This window comes from Planomonospora alba, assembly GCF_039534085.1.
In the GTDB taxonomy this organism is placed as follows: domain Bacteria; phylum Actinomycetota; class Actinomycetes; order Streptosporangiales; family Streptosporangiaceae; genus Planomonospora_B; species Planomonospora_B alba.
On record NZ_BAAAUT010000033.1, the window covers coordinates 1 to 20939 of the forward strand.

Genomic DNA, 20939 nt, shown 5'->3' on the forward strand with positions numbered 1-20939 from the left:
CGAGCCCCCGGACCGGCCGGTCCGGGGGCTCGCCTGGTCCGGGGCCGTGCGCCGGGCCGGCGGCGGGAGCCGTCAGGGGCGCGCCGGGCCGGCGGCGGGAGCCGTCAGGGGCAGGAGACGAGCTCCTCGACCACCAGGCCGGCGCCGATCCCCAGCAGCCAGATGTCCTTGGCGATCGCGTTGCCCTCCGGGGTGGGGCGCAGGCTGCCCTCCTGCCGCAGGCCGGGCGTCTTCAGGTAGAGGCCGAACAGCCCTCCGGCGAAGGCCGTGAGCGCGGCCCCGGCCAGCAGCGACGGCACGACGGGGACGAGCAGCGCCACGCCGAGGGCGATCTCGGCCCGGGACAGCAGCCGCGTGAACTCCGCCGGTTCCATGTCCGCCAGGAACGGGTAGGCCCCCGCCGCCATCCCGTGGAGTCCGGCGGCGGTCCCCTCGTCGGCGGTGGTCTTGGCCAGCCCCGAGTTCAGGATGATCGCCCCGGCGGCGGATCTGGCGGGGATCTGGTGAGCGCGGGCCAGGAGCCTCATGAGTCCTCCCAGGGATCGGATCGGACCTGGACCTCTTCCGTCCCCTACCCCTACCCGCCGCCCGCGCCCTTCGCCGGTGCGGCCGGTAGTGCTTTGTTAGATCCCCGCCGGACCGCGGCCGGGGCGGACGGGGGCGTTCCAGGTGAGGATCACCGGCCGGCCGTGCTCGAAGCCGAGGCGCGAGTAGGTGCCGGTGTCCAGCCGCAGGAAGCGGCCGTCCTCAGGCGGCCGGCCGACCCAGCGGGCGGCCAGGATCCGCAGGTAGTGCCCGTGGGCGACCAGCGCGACGGCGCCGGCGGCCCGCCGGGCGCGCTCCAGGACCCGGTCGGCCCTGGCGCCGACCTGCGCGATGCTCTCGCCGGGGTGCGCGGCGTCGCCGGGGACGACGCCGTCGCGCCACAGGTACCAGTCGGGGCGGGTCTCGCGGATCGCGGCGCTGGTGATCCCCTCGTAGCCGCCGTAGTCCCACTCCCACATGTCCGGGTCGGTCTCGTAGCGCTCCAGCCCGGCGAGCTCGGCCGTGCGGCGGGCCCGCAGGGCCGGGCTGACCAGCACCAGGCCGAAGCTCCTGTCCCTGGTCAGCGGGGCGAGCGCCCGCGCCTGCTCCTCGCCCCGGGGTGTGAGGGGCATGTCGGTGCGGCCGGTGTGCCGCCTGTCGCGGCTCCACTCGGTCTCGCCGTGCCGCAGCAGAATCATCTCGTCCATGGTCCGTCCATAATGCCGGTACGGCCCGCGCCGGTCCCGGACGCGGCGGCCGGAACGCCCCGTGTACCCCCCGCGTTCCGTGGCAAGCTTGATTCGTGACGATATCTGTGGGTCTGGTGGGTGCGGGACCGTGGGCGGAGATGGTGCACGCGCCGACGCTGGCGGCCGGACCGCACACGCGGCTGGCGGGGGTGTGGGCGCGCAGGCCGGAGGCGGCCGCCCGGCTCGGCGCGCCGGTCTTCGAGCGGATCGAGGAGCTGTTCGACGTCTGCGAGGCGGTGGTCTTCTCGGTGCCGCCCGCCGTGCAGGCCGAGCTGGGGATACTGGCGGCCAAGGCGGGCAAGGCCCTGCTGCTGGAGAAACCGCTCGCGGCCGACCTGGACGGCGCCCGGCGGCTGGCCGACGCGGTCGGTGAGGCGGGCGTGGCCTCGCAGATGTGCCTGACCTGGCGCTACGCGGCGGCCACCCGCGCGTTCCTGGCCAGGGTGTCGGCCATCGAGCCGTTCGGCGGGTACGCGGCTAACATCTCCGGCGCCCTGCTCGGCGGGCACTTCGCCACCCCGTGGCGGCTGGAGCGCGGCGCGATCCTCGACGTCGGCCCGCACATGATCGACATGCTGGACGCCGCGCTCGGCGCGGTCACCGGGGTGCGCGCGCACGGCAACCCGACGGGCTGGGTCGGGCTGCTGCTGGAGCACGAGACGGGCGCGGTCAGCGAGGCGTCGCTGTGCATGAGCGCGCCGGGACCGACCCCGCCCTCCCGGGTCGAGGTGTACGGCAGGCTCGGCAGCGAGTCCGTCGACGGGGACGCCCTCGGCTCCGACGGCTTCCCCACGATGGTCGCCGAGTTCGCCGCGACCGTGCGCCGGGGCGGCGGGCACCCCCTCGACGCCGCGCACGGCCTGCGCCTGCAGGAGATCATCGCCGCCGCCGAGGCGCAGCTGGGGTGAGGGGCGCCGCGGTGCCGCGCCCGCGGGGCGCGGCACCGCCCGTCCCCCCGCCCGTCCCCCCGCCCGGCCTCCGGCTCGACCATCGGGGCGGGTTGGTACCGTTTGTCCGAAGCGCAGCGCGCAGCGAAGTCCGGTGCGAGTCCGGCGCTGTCCCGCAACTGTCATGGCCGCCCCAGGCCGAGCCAGGTCGCCTGCCGCCGCGCCGACGCCGTCGACCCTCGTGGAAAAGGGTGGCCCGTCGCGTTCTCGCGGGTCCTCGGTTCCAGCAAGTGAAAGGACCTCCCCGTGCGGCCCGTACGCACCGTCCTCGCGGGCGCTCTCCTCGGTGCGCTGACCCTGGCCGGCTGCGGCCAGAGCACCACCACCGCCTCGCAGAGCGGCTCCGCCTCCCCCTCCACCGCCGCCCCGGCCCCGGGCTTCCCCGTCACGGTCGAGGCGGGCAACGGCCCCGTCACCATCGGCGCGCGGCCCGAGCGCATCGTCTCGCTGTCGCCCACCGCCACCGAGACCCTGTTCGCCGTCGGCGCCGGGTCGCAGGTCGTCGCGGTGGACGACCAGTCCAACCACCCCGCCGAGGCGCCCAGGACGGACCTGTCCGGCTTCAAGCCGAACGCCGAGGCGGTCATCGCCCACAAGCCCGACCTGGTCGTGCTCGCCAACGACACCGACGGCATCGTCGCCGAGCTGACCGAGGTCGGCGTCCCGGTGCTGCTGGAGCCCGCGGCCGCCAAGCTCGACGAGGCCTACGACCAGATCACCGACCTCGGCGCGGCCACCGGCAACGCGGCCGGGGCCGAGCAGGTCGTGGCCGGGATGAAGAAGAAGATCGAGCAGGCCGTGGCCGCCGCGCCCGGGGACGCGAAGCTGACCTACTACCACGAGCTGGACACCACGCCCTACTCGGTGACCTCCAGCACGTTCATCGGCCAGGTCTACGCCCTGTTCGGCCTGACCAACATCGCCGACAAGGCCCCGGACCTGGCCGGGGGCTACCCCAAGCTCTCGGCGGAGTTCGTCGCGAAGGCCGACCCCGACCTGATCTTCCTGGCCGACACCAAGTGCTGCGGGCAGTCCAGGGACACCCTGGCCGAGCGCCCCGGCTGGTCCAAGCTCTCCGCCGTCACCGGCGACCGGGTCGTCCCCCTCGACGACGACGTCGCCTCCCGCTGGGGGCCGCGCGTCGCCGATCTCGCCCAGCAGGTCGGCGAGGCCGTGCGCAAGGCGGCGGCCGAGTAGGTGACCGGTCCCTCCCGCCGCGCCGGCACCGCCGGCGCGCAGAGCCGCGCCCCGGACCCGGCCGCCACCGAGGGGGAGGCGCCCTCCCGCCCGCCCGGCGGACAGGAGGCCGCGCCCGCAGACCCCGGCGCGCCGGGGGGCCCCGGGAGCCCTGGCTCCGGGAGAACCCCGGAGCCCGGGGGGCTCCGGGACCCCGGGTCGCCGCGGCGGGCGGCAGGGCTCCGGCCCGGACCGCTGCTGCTCGCGCTCGGCGCCCTGCTGGCCGCCCTGACCGTGGGACTGCTGGCCGGAGCGGCCGGCATCGCGCCCCGGCAGGCCGTGCTGCAGCTGATCGACTGGCTGCCGCTGCTGACCGCCGACGCCGGGCTCACCCCCGTCGAGCAGAGCCTGCTGCTGGAGCTGCGGCTGCCCCGGGTCCTGCTCGCGGCGGCCGTCGGCGGCCTGCTCGCCATCGCCGGGGCCGCCTACCAGGGCGTGTTCCGCAACCCGCTCGCCGACCCCTACCTGCTGGGCGCCGCCGCGGGCGCCGGGCTCACCACCACGGCGGCGATCGTCTTCCTCGCGGGCGACGACGTCTCGCTCGTCATCCCGGCGGCGGCCTTCGCCGGGGCCGTCGGCGGCGTGCTGCTCGCCTACACCCTGGGCAACGTCGCGGGCCGGGGCGGCGGGACGGCGACCCTGGTCCTGGCCGGGGTCGCCGTCTCGTCCTTCCTCACCGCCGGCCAGACGTTCGTGCAGCAGCTCGGCGTCGACGAGCTCGAACGCATCTACGCCTGGATGCTCGGCGACGTCGGCGGCGGCTGGGAGAAGCTCGCCCTCGCCGCCCCCTACGCGGCCGTCTCGGTGGGCGTGCTGCTGCTCCACGGGCGGGTGCTCGACGTGCTCTCGGTCGGCGACGACGAGGCCACCGGCCTCGGACTGAACGCGGCCCGGGCGCGGCTGGCCGTACTGCTCGCCGCCTCCCTGGCCACCGCCGCGGCGGTCGCGGTCAGCGGGCTGATCGGCTTCGTCGGCATCGTCGTCCCGCACGTCGTGCGCCGCCTGGCGGGCGGCTCCTACCGGGTCGTGCTGCCGCTCTCCCTGCTGGGCGGCGCTGCCTTCCTCGTGCTCGCCGACGTGATCGCCCGGACCGTGCTGGCCCCGGCCGAGCTGCCCATCGGCGTGGTCACCGCCTTCGTCGGCGCGCCGTTCTTCGTCGCCGTGCTGCGCATGACCCGCGGGGAGGGGGCATGAGCCGGATCCGGGCCGAGGGGCTGGGGGTCGTCCTCGACGGCAGGCAGGTGCTGTCCGGGATCGACCTGCACGTGCGCCGCGGCGACTGGCTCGCCGTGATCGGGGCCAACGGCGCAGGCAAGTCCACGCTGCTCAAGGCCCTGGCCGGGGTGCTGCCCTGCACGGGCGAGGTGCTCGTCGACGACGTGCCCGTGCGGAGCCTGCCGCCCCGCAAGCGGGCCAGGCTGATCGCCTACGCCCCGCAGTCCCCGTCGCTCCCGGCCGACATGGCCGTCTTCGACTACGCCCTGCTGGGCCGCACGCCGTACATCCCGTATCTGGGGCGGGAGAGCCGCAGGGACCGGGAGGTGACGGCGTCGGTGCTCCGGAGGCTGGGACTGGAGCCGTTCGCCTCCCGCCGGCTCGGCCGGCTGTCCGGGGGCGAGCGCCAGCGGGTGGTGCTCGCCCGGGCGCTCGTCCAGCAGGCCCCGGTCCTGCTGCTGGACGAGCCGACCACCGCCCTCGACCTGGGACACCAGCAGCAGGTCCTGGAGCTCGTCGACCGGCTCCGGCTGGCCGACGGGCTGACCGTGGTCACGACCCTGCACGATCTCGGCGTGGCGGGGCAGTACGCCGACACGATGACGCTGATCTCGCGCGGTGGGGTGGCGGCCTCGGGAGCCCCCGCGGAGGTGCTCACCGAGAGGTTGATCGGCGAGCACTTCGGCGCCCGCGTCCGGGTCGAGACCGGACCCGGCGGCAGGCCCGGAGTCCACCTGGAGCGCCCCGCATGACCGTCGGCCCCCCGCCGGCCGGCCGTGCCGGGCCCTTCGGGCTGGACCACCGCGTGGAGGACGGGGTCCGGCTGGCCTCGCTGCTGTGGCGGTTCGGCCCCGGGTGGCGGGCGGTCTCCTCCGCGCTGGTCGGCGGCGGCATCGGCCCGGTCGAGTGGGTGCTGAACGCCCAGGTGCCCGGGGGCTACGCGCGCATGGACCCGGCCGAGCACCTGCGCGAGCTGGCCCCGCCCGGCCCGGGCGTGGGCATGCTCACCGCCGCCGCGGTGGAGCGCTTCACCCGGGCGGCCGACGGCGGGGCCCGGGCCGTGGCCACGGTGGGCCTGCGCGTGCCCACCTGGGCCGCCTCCCCCGAGGGGGTCCCCGACCCCGAGCTCGCGCCGATGCGCCCGCCCCGTCCGCCCGCGGCGCCGTACGCCCCGGGCACGGTCAACATCGTCGTGACGGTCCCGGTCGCCCTCGGCGACGCCGCGCTGGTCAACGCGGTCATGACGGTGACCGAGGCCAAGACCCAGGCGCTCCTGGAGGAGGGCTTCGGCTGCACCGGGACCGCCTCCGACGCCGTCTGCGTCGTCGCCCGGGAGGACGGCCCCGAGGAGCTCTTCGGCGGCCCCCGCTCCGTCTGGGGCGCCCGCATCGCCCGCGCGGTCCACCGGGCCGTACGGCAGGGCGCCCGCGACTGGGCCGCCCGTGACCGGATCGGCCGGTGACCGGGTCGTCCCGGACCGGATCGGCCGTAACAGGCGGATCAGCCGTAAAGGGCGGAGCGTCCGGGCAAGGAGCGCGGCGCTCCGGCCGCTGATCGGTTATGGGATCGATGCGCCGTTCGCCGGGCGCTCTATTGACTTCCGGCGATAGGTTGCGACCCTGGTCTCATCCCCCTAGGGAGTGGCGATGCGGCGGCTCGGAACGGTTCTGGCACTCCTCGGCGGCTGCGTGCTGGCGGGTGCCGCGACGCCCGCCGCCCTGGCGCACGAGCACCCCAGCGGGATCACCGACCTGGTGACCCCCGCGGTGGTCCGCGTCGAGGCGACGGCGCACGTCGACATCACCCTGCTCGACCACCTCGACGAGATCGTCCACGTCAAGCGGGGCTACGAGGTGCCGATCGGCAGCGGCACCGGGACGGTCGTCAACCCCGAGGGCGCGGTCGTCACGCTGACCCGGGTCGTGGAGACCGACAAGGACGTCGAGGTGTACGCCGCGAACAAGGTCTTCGCCGAGCACCACAAGGTGGACATCCCGGCGGACTTCAAGCGGCACAAGCTCGACGACGACCGGCTCGACCGCCACCTGCAGCAGTGCTATCCGCCCGCGAGGTCCACCGCGACCTGCATCATCGAGGTCACCACCGAGATCCGGATCTTCCCGAACATCGCGCCCGCCGACGACGAGGGCTTCCGGGCCGAGATCGCCGGGACCGGCGACGAGCCCGACAGCCCGGCGGTGCTGGTGCCGGCCGGCCGGGCCGACGGCGGGGCGGGCATGCCCACCGCGCCGCTGGGCGCCGAGGTGCCGGACGAGGAGGGCGCGCCGGTCGCGGTCGCCGGGTTCACCGGGCGTCCCGCGGCGGACCGGCCGGAGACCGTGGAGATCGCCCACCTGCGCGCCGGGGGTGCCGGCGGGGGCGGGCGGGGGTTCAGGGACCCCGAGGGCAAGGCCGACGAGCCGGTGAAGCTGGGCGCCCTCATCGACAGGGGGCTGCTCGGCGGGCCGGTGATCGAGGACAAGAAGGGCGAGGTCATCGGGCTGCTGGTGGGCGGGGGCAAGGACGGCCGGATGATCGGCGTCCGGGAGATCACCACGGCGCTGGCCGAGGCGAAGGTCACCGCCCGGCGCGGTCCGATCGACGCCGCCTTCGAGCAGGCGCTGACCCGCTTCCACACCAGGTACTACGGCGACGCCGTCCCGGCCTTCCAGCGCGTGCTGGAGCTCTACCCCGGGCACGTCGTGGCCGCCGCGCACCTGAAGACCTCCCAGGCCAAGCGGGGCACCGCCGAGGACGAGGGGACGAAACGGGCCGCCACCGCGCCCGCCGACGGCGGCGGGGGGCCGCCGCTCTGGCCGTTCCTGGCCGGCGGCGGGGTGCTGGTGGCGGCGGTGGCCGCCGGGGCGCTGCTGCTGTGGCGGCGCGCCGACCCGGCCGCCCCGGGAGAGGAGGACGGGACCGTGGAGACCGGCCCGCCGGTGCCCGAGCCGCCCGCCGGCGTCCCGCGGCGGCCCCCGGTCGACGAGGGGGCCGACCCCACGGTCGTGGTCGGGCGCTCCTTCCCCGCCCTGCCGAAGCTCCGGCCCGGCGGGCCGTCCACCGGGCCGGGCCGTCCCGTGCTGGTCGCCCGGGGGCCGGACGCGGACGGCGCATCCGGGACCGGCGCCGGGAGCGGCGCGGGTGCGGACACGGGACCGGGCGCGGCCGGCGCGGACGCCGCGCAGCGGTCCGGCGGGGGAGCCGCCGGGGCCGCCCACAAGTACTGCACCGCCTGCGGGATGCGGCTGGGCCCCGCCCACCGGTTCTGCGGCTTCTGCGGGCACCCGGTCGAGGTGTGACGGCACCGGTGAACAACGACAGAGCGCTCATCGGCCAGGAGGTGGCGGGCTACCGCGTCGAGGACGTCATCGGCAAGGGCGGCATGGCCGTGGTCTACCTCGCGGTGGACTCCCGGCTCGACCGCCGGGTGGCCCTGAAGGTCCTCAACCCGCTGCTCGGCGAGGACGACCGGTTCCGCCGGCGCTTCATCCTGGAGTCGCGGACGGTCGCCGGCATCGACCACCCCAACATCATCCCGATCTACGAGGCGGACGCCGCCGACGACGGCACCCTCTACATCGCGATGCGCTACGTCGACGGCCCCGACCTGCGCCGCCTGCTGTACGACCGGGGGCCGCTCCCGGTCAGCCAGGTCAACCGGATCTTCGCGCAGGTCGCCGCCGCCCTGGACACCTCGCACGCGCACGACCTGATCCACCGGGACGTCAAGCCCGCCAACATCCTGATCGCCGGGCACACCGAGGGCGAGCACGTCTACCTCACCGACTTCGGCATCACCAAGCACCGCACCTCCATCTCCGGGCTGACCCAGACCGACCAGTTCATCGGCACCCCCCGCTACATGTCGCCCGAGCAGATCAACAAGGAGACCATCGACGGCCGCTGCGACCAGTACGGCCTGGCCTGCGTGGTCTACGAGGCGCTCGCGGGGCGGCTGCCGTTCCAGCGCGACAACGAGATCGCGCTGCTCTGGGCGCACCTGGCCGAGCCGCCCACGCCGCTCACCACGCTCCGGCCGGAGCTGCCGCCCGAGGTCGACGCGGTGATGGGGCGGGCGCTGGCCAAGGCGCCCGAGCAGCGCTACGCCAGCTGCACCGAGTTCGTCACCGAGCTGCGGGACGCGATCAGCGGCCAGTCCTACCGGATCCAGCAGACCCGGCCGGGCACGCGCGGGCCGCGGCGGCCCCGCCCGGGCGGGCGGCGCATCCTCGTCGGGGCCGGGGCGGCGATCGCGGTGATCGTCGCGCTGGTGGCGGTGCTGGCCGTGGTGCTGCGGGGGGAGGACGCCTGGGCCGCCTACCGGGGCTCGGCCGCGGTGCCGGTCGCCTTCGAGCACCCCGCCGACTGGACGACGATCCAGCACGCGGACGTGTTCACGATCTCCGCGCCGCGGGCCGAGGAGTTCCGGACCCTGTTCAGCACGCCGGTGACCGCCGACTGGGCGGCCGTCAACGAGATCATCAGGACCGAGCCGGAGGAGGCCACCGGCGTCTACGCGCAGACGCTGGACACCCTCGACCCGCGCGGCGGCGCCCAGCAGCTCCAGGAGACCCTGCAGTCGTCGCTGCCCGGCACGGTGAGCGTCTTCTCCGAGGTGGTGCAGGTCCGGGTCGGCGGGCGGCCCGCCGTACGGCTGGAGGGGTCGATCGCCGACCCGCAGCAGGGCGGCCGGCTGGACTTCGTCGGCTACGCGGTGGAGCGGCCGGACGAGCCCGCGCTCATGATCTACTTCTGCGCGCCGAGCCGCTGCGAGGACACACTGGCGGGCCGGTTCGTGCGGAGCGTGTCCTTCCCGGTCTCCTGAGGACTTGGAGCCCACTTGCAAGCGACTTGTCCGGGTGCTCTGTCCCGTATGCAATGAGGACGTGACGGTTTAGTCTCCCGGCATGGCGCTTCCCCTCTCTCTTCCCGGCCGCCTCCGCACGGTGCCGGGAGTCGACCTGCTGATCGGCGCCGCGATCATCGCCCTCGGCACGTTCGAGGCCTTCACCGTCGCGACCGAGTACGGCGCGGCCGAGACGCCCGAACTGTGGTGGGTCGGCCAGGCGCTCGTCACCGGCGCGCTCGTCTGGTTCCGGCGCCGGTCGCCGGTCGCGGTCTTCATCCTGATGATCATCGTCCAGTACGCCTGGCACCGGCAGGGCTACGAGCACTGCCAGGTCTGGCAGCTGTTCTCCCTGCTGCTCGTCTTCCACACCGTCGGCGCGGAGCTGCCGGTCAAGCCCGGGCTGGCCTGGGCCGTGACGGGCATCCTCGTCTTCGACTCCGGCGCGGTGGACCACCGGTGGCTCCCGCTGGAGGAGGTCGTCTTCTTGACCGTCGTCTTCGGCGCGGCCTACCTCACCGGCCTGGCGGTGCACGCCCACGCGGCCCGGGCCCGCCGCCTGGCCGAGCACGCCGCACGGCTGGAACGCGACAGGGAGCGCCGGGCCGCCGAGGCCGTGGCCGAGGAGCGGGTCCGCATCGCCCGCGAGCTGCACGACGTCGTCGCGCACAGCGTGAGCATGATGGTCATGCAGGCCGGGGCGCTGCGCCGCAGAGGAGGGGGCGACGGCGAGGCGCTGCTCGGCATCGAGCGGTCGGGCCGCGAGGCGGTCGAGGAACTGCGGGTGATGCTGGGGGCGCTGCGCATGCCGCTGGACGAGGCCGTCCCGCAGCCGGGACTGGGCATGCTGGCCGCCACCGTCGACTCGCTCGCCTCCTCCGGCCTGAGGATCGCCCTGGAGGTCACCGGGGATCCGGTACGGCTCGCGCCGGGCGTGGACCTGTCCGCCTACCGCATCGCGCAGGAGGCGCTCACCAACGCGGTCAAGCACGCGGGCGACTCCGAGATCTCCGTCCGCGTGGCCTACCACGCCGACTCCGTGGAGGTGGAGGTCCTCGACACCGGCCGCGCCGGCGGCGCGGCGTCGGCGCTGTCGACCGGCAACGGCCTCATCGGCATGCGCGAGCGCGCGACCCTGTTCGGCGGCACGTTCGAGGCCGGGCCGCGCCCCGAGGGCGGCTTCCGGGTCCGCGCACGGCTCCCCGTCTCCGAGGAGGTACTGGTATGAGTGACGTCATCCGCATCGTGATCGCCGACGACCAGGCGATGGTCCGCGCCGGGCTGCGGCTCGTGGTGGAGAGCGAGCCCGGCATGGAGGTCGTCGGGGAGGCCGCCGACGGGCTGGAGGCGGTCGCCGTGGCCCGCCGGACCCGGCCGGACATCGTCCTGATGGACATCTCCATGCCCCGCATGGACGGCCTGGCCGCGGCCCGGGAACTGCTCGGCCGGCCGGACCCGCCCAAGGTCGTCATGCTCACCACCTTCGACACCGACGAGAACCTCTACGCCGCGCTGCGCGCCGGGACCAGCGGTTTCCTGCTCAAGGTCTCCCCGCCCGAGCAGCTGGTGGAGGCCGTGCGCGTCGTGGTCGGCGGCGACGCCCTCCTGGACCCGGCGGTGACCACCCGCGTCATCGCCTCCTTCGCCGGCCACCACGAGCCCGCGCCCCCGCCCCAGCTCGCCGACCTGACCCCGCGCGAGCTGGAGGTGCTGCGCCACCTGGCCCGCGGCCTGACCAACGCCGAGATCGCCAAGGAGCTGTTCGTCGGCGAGGCCACGGTCAAGACCCACGTGGCGCGCGTGCTCATGAAGCTCCACCTGCGCGACCGCGCTCAGGCGGTGGTCTTCGCGTACGAGTCGGGAGTGGTGCGGCCGGGCGCGGCCGTCGGGTAGTGGGAGACCCACTCCTCGCGGCCCATCCGCAGGAACCGCACCCCGACCGAGCCGAGGGCGACCACCGGGGCGACCCAGAACGGGATGGTCAGCGGGCCGTACGGGACCGGGATCGAGCCGAGGTAGCCGGCGGCCACGGTGAGCGGCACCCACCAGTGCGCGGCCCCCGCGCGCCAGACGGCGACGGTGAGCAGCGGCAGGCCCAGCCAGGCGAAGAACATCCACGGCAGCTGGTAGCCGAGGACGATGCCGGGCAGGCCCATCATCTCGTCGAGGTACTTCTGCGCCTGCTCGGGGGTGTGGCGCTGCCCCAGCCACCACTCGACCGGGTCGGACATGAGCAGCGCCGACATGGTGATGTAGCCGAGGACGGTCATGGCGCCGCTGATGTGGCCGAGCACGACGGCGCGGCGCCGGACCACGTGCAGCAGGCCGAAGGCGGCCACGGCCATCAGCATCCAGCTCCAGTGGTAGAGCACCGACTCGGCCTGGGCGAGCGCGGGGGAGGCGCCGTAGCTGACCGCCTCGCGGTCGTCGCCCCAGGTGCCCGGGTCGATGACGACGGCGACGGCCTGCAGGAGCGGGGCGGTGATCAGCAGCACGCCGGAGGCGATGCGCCGGAAGTCCGCCGAATCCTTGATCATTGGGGTTTCCTTGCCTGTGCGGCGGGTATGACCTGGCATTTCTTCCAGGACGATAAGTCCGGGGTCCCTCTCCGGTCGTCCGCCGCCCGACGGATCCGGAGTCCCCCTGCCGGGGTAAGGCGTCTCATCCGGGGGGGGCCGGTAAAGACCGCGTCAAGGGGATCTCATAAGGTCTAGACCACGGTTGTGAGATCCGACAATCAGGAAGATCAGTGATGTTGCACGAAAAACTGGCATCCGTCTATGACAACGTCCTGCGCCGCAACCCGGGTGAGACGGAGTTCCACCAGGCCGTCCGCGAGGTGCTGGAGAGCATCGGCCCCGTCCTCGGCAAGCACCCCGAGTACGCCGAGTCCAAGATCATCGAGCGGATCTGCGAGCCCGAGCGGCAGATCATCTTCCGGGTGCCGTGGGAGGACGACCAGGGCGAGGTGCACATCAACCGGGGTTTCCGGGTCGAGTTCAACAGCGCGCTCGGGCCGTACAAGGGCGGCCTGCGCTTCCACCCCTCGGTCTACCTCGGCATCGTCAAGTTCCTCGGCTTCGAGCAGATCTTCAAGAACAGCCTGACCGGCCTGCCGATCGGCGGCGGCAAGGGCGGCTCGGACTTCGACCCCAAGGGCCGCTCCGAGCGCGAGATCATGCGCTTCTGCCAGAGCTTCATGACCGAGCTCTACCGCCACCTCGGCGAGTACACCGACGTCCCGGCCGGTGACATCGGCGTCGGCGGGCGCGAGATCGGCTACCTGTTCGGCCAGTACAAGCGGATCACCAACCGCTACGAGTCCGGTGTCATCACCGGCAAGGGGATCGGCTACGGCGGCGCCCAGGTGCGCACCGAGGCCACCGGGTACGGCTGCGCCTTCTTCGTCGAGGAGATGCTCAAGGCCCGCGGCACGTCGTTCGACGGCAAGCGCGTCGTGGTCTCCGGCTCCGGCAACGTCGCGATCTACACGATCGAGAAGGTCCAGCAGCTCGGCGGCACCGTCGTCGCCTGCTCCGACTCCTCCGGCTACGTCGTCGACGACAAGGGCATCGACCTCGACCTGCTCAAGCAGGTCAAGGAGGTCGAGCGCCAGCGCGTGGACGTCTACGCCAAGCGCCGCGGCGGCGAGGCCGCCTTCGTGGCGGGGCGGAGCGTCTGGGAGGTGCCGTGCGAGGTGGCGATGCCGTCCGCCACCCAGAACGAGCTCACCGGCCGTGACGCCGAGATCCTGGTGCGCAACGGCTGCATCGCGGTGGGCGAGGGCGCCAACATGCCGACCATGCCGGAGGGCGTGCGCGTCTTCCGGGAGGCGGGCGTGGCCTTCGGCCTGGGCAAGGCCGCCAACGCCGGCGGCGTGGCCACCAGCGCGCTGGAGATGCAGCAGAACGCCAGCCGCGACTCGTGGAGCTTCGAGTTCTCCGAGCGCCGCCTCCAGGAGATCATGCAGGACATCCACGCCCGCTGCCTGGCGACCGCCGACGAGTACGGCATGCCCGGCGACTACGTGGCCGGCGCCAACATCGACGGCTTCAAGCGCGTCGCCGACGCCATCCTCGCCCTCGGCCTGATCTGACGCCGAGGACGCGGGCGGACGTCTCCCGTGGGGTCCGGCTCCTGACAACGACGTCCTCGACCGGATCGACCGGCCCCGGGCCGGGAAACGTTCCCCAGCGCGCGCCGGATGCGGCGCGCGACCCCGCAGGCGCCTGCCCGAGGGCACGGCGCGTGCGCTGACAGAGCCCAGGGACAACGGAGTCCCTGGCGCACACCTTTTCCCGCCCCGAGCGGACGCCTCCCCGCCTCCCGCGGACGTCCCCGCCCCGGGCGGACGTCCAGCCCCCCGGCGGACGACGGACCGGCCGGGCACCGATCACCCCGGCCGACGACGCCCGCCGCCTCCCCGTCCGGCCGGTACGGCGCGGCCCGTCCCGCCAACCCGGCGGGACCGCACGGAACGCTCCGGGACCCGTGCGGACCCCGGAGCGCGTGGACCGAGGCGTCAGAGCACCTCGGCGAACTCCCTGGGCAATTGGGCCAGCACGTCGTCCAGCTCTCCGGGGGTGACCGCGAGGCGGAGCGCCGAGAAGACGGCGGAGACGTCCTCCCGGACCTCGGAGACGTCCGCGCCCGAACGTTCGCTGACCCGGCGGACGAACTCGTCGAGCCCGAAGTCGTCGGGGGTCTCCCGGTCGGAGATCAGCAGGTCCTGCATGGACTCGGGCAGCTGGGCGGCGAGGTCGTCGGCTTCCTCGGGGGTCAGCCGCTCCGACAGCGTCTCCAGCGTGGCCTGGGTGAGGATCTCGGCCTGGTCGCGGGAGAGCCCCGACTCGTTACATACGACTTTGATGAATTCGCCCTCGTTCATGGCGTTTCCTCCCCTCCTGTTCGGTTCGAAGGCGTGCCCGGTCGCCACAGTGCCAAACAGGGCTTGAACGAATCCTGGCCCGGCGCCTGCTCCGCGCCCCGGCCCGCCGGCGATCGCGGATACGGCCCGGCGTCCGCCCGGTCTCCGCTCCGCGCCGCGGCCCACCGGCCGCCCGGGCGCGCGGAGGCCCGGGGTCGCCGTCCGCCGGGAGGAGTCGGCGGAAGGCATTCGCCTGCCGAGGGCCGGAAGGCGTTCGGCCGAGCGCCACCGTACGGCAAGACACGTGTGGCACATGGGAAAGGATGTGTATATTTTCCTCCGATACATCCCATCTGGAGGAGGATTTGTCGTGAGGGCATTCCCGCGGGTGCTGTTCGACGAGGCACACAGCGAGTCGTGGACCATCCGGCGGGACGTGGCCGAGACGATGAACCCCGGCCACCCCGACGACAACAGCTACGCCCGGGCCGCCGGCCTGCTCCGCCGCCTGGGCTGCACCGTCACCGCGCACACCGGCGGCGCGCTCACCCCGGCCGTGCTCGCCGGCACCGACGTGCTCGTGATCGCCCACCCCTCGTCCGGCCGCTGGGAGCGCACCACCGGCCTGGGCCGCCCCTTCTTCCCCGCCGAGGAGCTCGACGCGATCGAGGCCCACGTCGCCGCCGGCGGCGGCCTCGTCGTCCTGGCCGAGTGCGAGCAGGACAAGTACGGCAGCAACCTCGCCGACCTCCTCGACGTCTTCGGCGTCCGCGTCCGGCACACCACCGTCCAGGACGTGCGCAACGCCCACAACGGCGTGGCCTCGTGGGTCATGGGCGTGCCCGGCGAGGGCGGCGAGGAGGACCTGCTGGCCGGGGCCCGCCGCGCCTGCTTCTACCGCGCCGGCGTGCTGAGCGGCCCCGAGGACGCCACGGTCCTGTTCTCCACCTCCCCGACCGCCGACCCCGCCGGGGCGCCGCTCGCGCTGGCCGTACGGCACGGCGCCGGCCGCGTCGTCGTGCTCGCCGACTCCGACCTGTTCGGCGACGACTCGATCGACGACCACGACCACGCCGCCCTCTGGGGCAACCTCGTCATCTGGGCCGCCCGGGTGCCCGAGACGTCCGGTGCCGCGCGGGGCGGGGAGGACGACCCGGCCCGCGCCGCCTTCACCGCGCTCGCCGGCGCCGTCGAGCGGCTCCAGCCGCTCCAGGCGAAGGACGGCTCGATCGAGGGCGACCGCGACCTGGCCGCCGCGCTGATCGACGAGATCACCGGCCGGATCGCGGAGCTGGCCCCCCGCTTCCCGCACGACGCGGCCTACCTCGACGCCGTCGTCGCCGACTTCCGCAAGTGGGCCGCGCAGGGCCTGGGCGTGCCCGACTTCCTCGACTCGCTGAACGCCTTCCACCCCGACACCCAGCGCGTCGACGGCCTGGAGCACCTCGTCGTCTTCCCGATGTACACCCAGAACGGCAGCGCCCGCAGGCACATCGAGGCCGTCTGGATCCGGACGGTCTGGCCGGAGTGGCTGGCCGAGCTGGAGCGCACCCGCTACGACAACCCGATGTTCGTGCCGGTCGCCTTCGAGGACTTCACCTCCGGCTACGACACCAACTCCGCGGTGCTGTTCCCGGAGACCGTCGCGGTCCGCGAGACCCCGGCCCGCTTCACCTGGGGCGCGATCTTCTGCGACCGGGAGGCCGCCCGCTTCCGCCGGGTCGGCCGCGCCGCCGCCGACACGCTCAGGTTGGCCCTGCCGCCGGACGCCGCCCGGCTGCTGGCCAGCCAGGAGCTGGCCCAGGACACCTTCGTGCTCTGGGACCTGATCCACGACCGCACCCACAGCCACGGCGACCTGCCGTTCGACCCGTTCATGATCAAGCAGCGCATGCCGTACTGGCTGTACGCGCTGGAGGAGCTGCGCTGCGACCTGACGGCGTTCGGCGAGGCGGTGACACTGGAGGCCGAGGGCGTGCCGCACGCCCGCTACGTGCAGTACGCGATCCTGTTCGACCGGCTCTTCCGCTTCCCGATCACCGGTGACCGGGTCCGCAACTACGACGGCCTCGGCGGCCAGCTGCTCTTCGCCTACCTGCACCGCAACGGCATCGTCCGGTGGACCGACAACCGGCTCGGCGTCGACTGGTCCCGGCTCGCCGACGGCGTCGCCGACCTGCGCGGCGAGGTGGAGAAGCTCTACCGAGACGGCATCGACCGCTCCAAGCTCGCCCACTGGCTGGCCGCGCACGAGCTCGTCGCCGCCTACGTCGAGCCGCACCCCGCCTCGGTCTGGGCGAGGGGGGTCGACGCGCTCCCCGTGGAGGGCTTCCCGAAGGCCGTGGTGGACGCGGTGCTGCCCGACGAGTTCCCGCTGAGCATGTTCTACGAAGCGCTGCGCCGTAAGCTCGGCGAGGTCGTCGACTCCACGAAGGGAATCCGGGCATGATCATCGTCGTCACCGGCGCCGCCGGCCCCGCGGGCAAGGCCGCCGTCCGCCGCCTCACCGCCTCCGGCCACACCGTCATCGGCGTCGACAGGACCGGCGCCGACGGCACCCTCGCGGTCGACCTGCTCGACCACGAGGCCGTACGGAAGCTCGCCGCGGACGTCCAGGCAGAGCACGGCCGTATCGACGGCCTGATCCACCTGGTCGGCGGCTGGCGCGGGTCGAAGACGTTCGCCGAGACGAAGCTGGAGGACGCCGCGCTCCTGCACGACCTGCTGGTGCGCACCCTCCAGCACGTCACCCTCGCCTTCGAGCCGCTGCTGAAGGCGAGCGGGCGCGGACGGTTCGCGATCGTCTCCGCCAAGGCCGCCGAGCGGCCCACCCAGGGCAACGCCGCCTACGGCGCCGCCAAGGCCGCCGCCGAGGCGTGGACGCTCGCCTTCGCCGACGCGCTGGAGGGCACACCCGCGACCGCGAATATCCTGGTCGTCAAGGCGCTCGTGCACGAGGGCATGCGTGCGGCGAGCCCGGACAAGACGTTCCCCGGCTTCACCGACGTCGACGACCTCGCCGCGGCGATCGAGGGCCTGTGGGACACCGACGCCAACGGCACCCGGATGGACCTCACCACGTGACGGAAGAGACCAGCGGCCTGCGCACCGACGCCGTGCGCAGGCACGACCCCTCCCTGAAGACCTTCGCCAGCGACAACTACGCCGGGGTGCACCCGGAGGTCCTCGCGGCGATCGCACTCGCCAACGGCGGGCACCAGATCGCCTACGGCGACGACGTCTACACCGAGGCGCTGCAGGAGACGTTCAAGAAGCACTTCGGCCCGGCGGCCGAGGCGTGGCCGGTCTTCAACGGCACCGGCGCCAACGTGGTCGCGCTGCGCGCGATGACCGCGCACTGGGAGGCCGTGGTCTGCGCCGAGTCGGCGCACATCCACACCGACGAGGGCGGCGCGCCGGAGCGCACGGCCGGGCTGAAGCTGCTCCCGGTGGCCACCCCGGACGGCAAGCTCACCCCCGAGCTGATCGACCGGCAGGCGTGGGGCTTCGGCGACGAGCACCGCGCCCAGCCGAAGGTCGTCTCGATCACCCAGACGACCGAGCTGGGCACGCTCTACACGCCGGAGGAGATCCGGGCGATCTGCGAGCACGCCCACGGCCTGGGCATGCTCGTCCACCTCGACGGCGCCCGCATCGCCAACGCCGCCGCCGCGCTGGACGTGCCGATGCGCGAGTTCACCACCGACGCCGGGGTGGACGTGCTCTCCTTCGGCGGGACCAAGGCCGGGCTGATGTTCGGCGAGGCCGTCGTGGTGCTCGACCCCGGGGCCGTGCGCGGCCTGCGCTACCTGCGCAAGAGCGCGATGCAGCTCGCCTCCAAGATGCGCTTCGTCTCGGTGCAGTTCGAGGCGCTGCTCGCCGGCGACCTGTGGCTGCGCAACGCCCGCCACGCCAACGCGATGGCCCGCAGGCTCGCCGAGGCGGTCCGGGACGTGCCCGGGGTGGAGATCCCGCGTCCGGTCGAGGCCAACGCGGTCTTCGCGATCCTGCCCCGGGACGTGGCCGAGCGGCTGCGCAAGCGCTTCCGCTTCTACACCTGGAACGAGGCCACCGGCGAGGTCCGCTGGATGACCGCGTTCGACACCACCGAGGCCGACGTGGACGCCTTTGCCGCCGCTCTGGCGGAGGAAGTAGAATCCTCCGCGTGAATCACCGCAGTCTGGGTCTGTGGCGGGCCGCCTTCCGGCGGATCCGCTAGCCAGCCTTCGACTGCGCAGAAGAAAACGGCCGCCGTTCACCGGCGGCCTTTTTCGTTTCCTCACGGCCGGCGGACCCGGTGGTCCTCTTCGACGACACCGATGAGGAGAGATCGATGACCAAGCGCGCCTTCTCGGCCTTCAAGCCGACCGGCCACCTGACGCTCGGCAACTACCTCGGCGCGATCCTGCCCGCCGTACGGCTCCAGGACGAGGCCGACTGCGTCTACGCCGTCGCCGACCTGCACGCGCTGACGATCAGGCACGACCCCGCGGAGCTGCGCGCGCGCACCCGCGAGGCGGCGACGCTGCTGCTCGCCTGCGGCCTGGACCGCTCCGGGGTCTACGTCCAGTCGCGGGTGCCGGCCCACACCGAGCTGGCCTACCTGATGGAGTGCACGGCCCACGACGGCGAGATGCGCAGGATGATCCAGTTCAAGGAGAAGTCGGCGGCCCAGGAGGAGGTGCGCCTGTCACTGCTGACCTACCCCGCGCTGATGGCCGCCGACATCCTGCTGCACCGGGCGGAGCTGGTGCCGGTGGGGGAGGACCAGCGCCAGCACCTGGAGCTCACCCGCGACCTGGCGCTGCGCTTCAACCACCGCTACGGCGAGACCTTCACCGTCCCGCAGGCCGTGCACCCGCGCCTGGCCGCCCGCGTCATGGACCTGTCGGACCCCACCTCCAAGATGGGCAAGTCCGAGGGCTCCACGGCCGGGACGGTCTACCTGCTGGACGAGCCCGCCGCCGTCAAGCGCAAGATCATGCGGGCGGTCACCGACTCGGGGACCGAGGTCCGCCACGACCCCGAGCGCAAGCCGGGGGTGTCGAACCTGCTCACCATGCTCGCCGCCTGCACCGGACGGCCGGTCGAGTCGCTGTCCTATCCCTCGTACGGCGCGCTCAAGAAGGACGCGGCCGAGGCGGTGGCCGAGACGCTGGCCCCGGTCCAGAGGCGCTTCGCCGAGCTGTCCGCCGACCCGGCGGAGCTGGACCGGATCCTGTCCGCGCACGCCGCCCAGGCGGCCGAGCGCGGAGCGGAGGTGGTGGACGCCGCCCGCCGGGCGATCGGCCTGGCCTGAGGCCCGCCGCACCCCGGCCCCGCCCGCATCGCCCCGGGTCCGCGGCGCCCGTCCCGGGCGGGACGGGCGCGGCCGCAACGGGACCGCGGCGGGCCGGGCAGGCGGGATCAGTGCTTCTGGCCGGTCTCCTGCTCGTACTGGGTGAGCTGCTGCTCCAGCGCCTTCATCAGCTCGAACACCTGGCTCGGCGGGATGCGGATCCGGCTGACGATCCGGGTGGGCACGCTGACGAAGTGCTGGCCCGAGGACGGGTCGTTGGCCAGCTGCGGCGGTCTGGTGATCACCGCGAAGTCCAGGACGAACCCATCCTGGGTGTGCCAGACCGAGGCGAAGTTGGCGTACTGCCCCATCTCGACCTCGGCGGAGATGCTCACCTCCAGGCGGTTCTCCGGCTCGTCGTTCATCGCTCCAGTCTCCTCCGGCCAGGTCCGTTCCGTGCTGCCCTGGCCGGTATCCGGCCACGCAGGGGACACACTGACACTATTCACATGTCGGTCGCGGGGCTACTGCCGTATGGACGGCAGCGGCCGGCCGCCGCGTTGCGCGAGCATGTCCGTCATCAATTTGATCTCACCGCTCTGGCTGTTCACGATGTGCCGGGCCATCGTGACCACCTCGTCACGACCGGAGAGCCTCCTGACGCCCTCCGCCATCTCCACCCCGCCCTCGTGGTGGCGGATCATGAGCTGCAGGAAGAGGATCTCCTGCTCCTTCCCCGCGGCCTCCCGGAGCCTCTCGAGCTCTTCGGCGGAGGCCATGCCCGGCATCGCGCCCGCCCCGGCGGCGGGCGCGGCGGTGGTCGTGGCGGTGGCCGTGGCGGCGGGGCCGCCGCCGTGGCCGTGCCCGGCCATCCAGGCCATCGGGGGCCGGTCGGACGCCTGGCTGAGCCCCCACTGCTGCAGCCAGCCCATGAAGATGCCGCGCTGGGCGCTCTGCGTGACGATGATGTCGTAGGCGAGGCTCCGCAGCGCCTCGTCGGTGCTGCCGTCGCGGGCGATGAACGACATCTCCACGGCCTGGGCGTGGTGGACGGCCATGTCGCGGGCGAACCCGGCCTCGGCGGAGGCGTCGGCCGGCCCGGCGCCCCTGCCCAGGAACAGCACCGCGGCGGCCGCCACGGCCAGGCCGGCCAGCACCACGGTGACCGGCAGGCGCCGCCGGCGTCCGGGAGTCTTCTCAACGAGGCTTTCCATTACCGGTCAAGCCTACTCATCCCGGTGGAGGCCGGGTCCTCGCGCACCGCGGATCCCTTATT

20 protein-coding genes are annotated in these 20939 nt (G+C 73.8%); 14 read left to right on the forward strand and 6 right to left on the reverse strand.

Features of this window, described 5'->3' with window-relative positions; translation table 11 throughout:
- Positions 1–104 precede the first annotated feature (104 nt).
- Both ABD823_RS20355 and ABD823_RS20360 read right to left on the reverse strand, forming a co-directional pair.
- Positions 105–527, reverse strand: a complete 423-nt coding sequence (locus ABD823_RS20355) for a hypothetical protein (protein WP_344861911.1) — start codon at positions 525–527, stop codon at positions 105–107.
- A 96-nt stretch (positions 528–623) separates the two neighbouring features.
- On the reverse strand, positions 624–1232 hold the full coding sequence (locus ABD823_RS20360; protein WP_344861913.1) for a histidine phosphatase family protein: 609 nt from the start codon (positions 1230–1232) through the stop codon (positions 624–626).
- 95 nt (positions 1233–1327) lie between these two features.
- On the opposite strand from ABD823_RS20360, the gene ABD823_RS20365 reads away from it, so the two are divergent.
- The 9 genes from ABD823_RS20365 to ABD823_RS20405 all read left to right on the forward strand — a co-directional run bounded on the left by ABD823_RS20365 (position 1328) and on the right by ABD823_RS20405 (position 11411).
- On the forward strand, positions 1328–2182 hold the full coding sequence (locus tag ABD823_RS20365) for a Gfo/Idh/MocA family protein (RefSeq protein ID WP_344861915.1): 855 nt from the start codon (positions 1328–1330) through the stop codon (positions 2180–2182).
- 285 nt (positions 2183–2467) lie between these two features.
- Positions 2468–3418, forward strand: coding sequence for an ABC transporter substrate-binding protein (locus tag ABD823_RS20370; RefSeq protein WP_344861917.1), 951 nt, complete (start codon positions 2468–2470; stop codon positions 3416–3418).
- A 234-nt stretch (positions 3419–3652) separates the two neighbouring features.
- On the forward strand, positions 3653–4651 hold the full coding sequence (locus ABD823_RS20375) for a FecCD family ABC transporter permease (protein ID WP_344862058.1): 999 nt from the start codon (positions 3653–3655) through the stop codon (positions 4649–4651).
- Positions 4648–5424: an ABC transporter ATP-binding protein gene (locus ABD823_RS20380; RefSeq protein WP_344861919.1), complete on the forward strand. Its 777-nt coding sequence runs from the start codon at positions 4648–4650 to the stop codon at positions 5422–5424. The genes ABD823_RS20375 and ABD823_RS20380 overlap by 4 nt, the downstream gene beginning before the upstream one ends.
- Positions 5421–6134, forward strand: coding sequence for an adenosylcobinamide amidohydrolase (locus ABD823_RS20385; RefSeq protein ID WP_344861921.1), 714 nt, complete (start codon positions 5421–5423; stop codon positions 6132–6134). Before ABD823_RS20380 ends, ABD823_RS20385 begins: the two co-directional genes overlap by 4 nt.
- Positions 6135–6318: 184 nt before the next feature.
- Positions 6319–7971: a hypothetical protein gene (locus ABD823_RS20390; protein ID WP_344861923.1), complete on the forward strand. Its 1653-nt coding sequence runs from the start codon at positions 6319–6321 to the stop codon at positions 7969–7971.
- 8 nt (positions 7972–7979) lie between these two features.
- A complete protein-coding gene (locus ABD823_RS20395) occupies positions 7980–9497 on the forward strand; it encodes a serine/threonine-protein kinase (protein WP_344861925.1) in 1518 nt (505 codons plus the stop codon).
- Between the two features lie 82 nt (positions 9498–9579).
- Complete coding sequence (locus ABD823_RS20400; protein WP_344861927.1) at positions 9580–10746, forward strand: sensor histidine kinase; 1167 nt, start codon at positions 9580–9582, stop codon at positions 10744–10746.
- On the forward strand, positions 10743–11411 hold the full coding sequence (locus tag ABD823_RS20405; protein WP_344861929.1) for a response regulator: 669 nt from the start codon (positions 10743–10745) through the stop codon (positions 11409–11411). Before ABD823_RS20400 ends, ABD823_RS20405 begins: the two co-directional genes overlap by 4 nt.
- Here the strand turns inward: ABD823_RS20405 and ABD823_RS20410 are convergent.
- Positions 11351–12055 carry a hypothetical protein gene (locus tag ABD823_RS20410; RefSeq protein ID WP_344861931.1) on the reverse strand — a complete coding sequence of 235 codons (705 nt, stop codon included), beginning with the start codon at positions 12053–12055 and terminating at the stop codon, positions 11351–11353. The genes ABD823_RS20405 and ABD823_RS20410 overlap by 61 nt on opposite strands.
- Before the next feature lie 215 nt (positions 12056–12270).
- Here ABD823_RS20410 and gdhA point away from each other — a divergent pair, with 215 nt between their 5' ends.
- The gene (gene gdhA, locus ABD823_RS20415) at positions 12271–13614 is read left to right on the forward strand and encodes an NADP-specific glutamate dehydrogenase (protein ID WP_344861933.1); all 1344 of its coding nucleotides are present in this window, start codon (positions 12271–12273) and stop codon (positions 13612–13614) included.
- A 426-nt stretch (positions 13615–14040) separates the two neighbouring features.
- Here the strand turns inward: gdhA and ABD823_RS20420 are convergent, their stop codons facing one another.
- Entirely contained in the window at positions 14041–14406 is a 366-nt protein-coding gene (locus ABD823_RS20420) for a DUF2267 domain-containing protein (protein WP_344861935.1), read from the reverse strand.
- 349 nt (positions 14407–14755) lie between these two features.
- Between ABD823_RS20420 and ABD823_RS20425 the strand changes: the two genes are divergently transcribed.
- The 4 genes from ABD823_RS20425 (at position 14756) to trpS (ending at position 19684) form a co-directional block, all read left to right on the forward strand.
- A complete protein-coding gene (locus ABD823_RS20425; RefSeq protein WP_344861937.1) occupies positions 14756–16834 on the forward strand; it encodes a DUF6421 family protein in 2079 nt (692 codons plus the stop codon).
- On the forward strand, positions 16831–17469 hold the full coding sequence (locus tag ABD823_RS20430) for an SDR family NAD(P)-dependent oxidoreductase (protein WP_344861939.1): 639 nt from the start codon (positions 16831–16833) through the stop codon (positions 17467–17469). The genes ABD823_RS20425 and ABD823_RS20430 overlap by 4 nt, the downstream gene beginning before the upstream one ends.
- Positions 17466–18554, forward strand: coding sequence for a threonine aldolase family protein (locus tag ABD823_RS20435; RefSeq protein ID WP_344861941.1), 1089 nt, complete (start codon positions 17466–17468; stop codon positions 18552–18554). Before ABD823_RS20430 ends, ABD823_RS20435 begins: the two co-directional genes overlap by 4 nt.
- 164 nt (positions 18555–18718) lie before the next feature.
- Positions 18719–19684, forward strand: a complete 966-nt coding sequence (gene trpS / locus ABD823_RS20440; RefSeq protein ID WP_344861943.1) for a tryptophan--tRNA ligase — start codon at positions 18719–18721, stop codon at positions 19682–19684.
- Between the two features lie 107 nt (positions 19685–19791).
- Here trpS and ABD823_RS20445 read toward each other — a convergent pair whose 3' ends face one another.
- Positions 19792–20088: a DUF3467 domain-containing protein gene (locus ABD823_RS20445; protein ID WP_344861945.1), complete on the reverse strand. Its 297-nt coding sequence runs from the start codon at positions 20086–20088 to the stop codon at positions 19792–19794.
- A 99-nt stretch (positions 20089–20187) separates the two neighbouring features.
- A complete protein-coding gene (locus ABD823_RS20450) occupies positions 20188–20877 on the reverse strand; it encodes a DUF305 domain-containing protein (protein ID WP_344861947.1) in 690 nt (229 codons plus the stop codon).
- Positions 20878–20939: the final 62 nt, after the last annotated feature.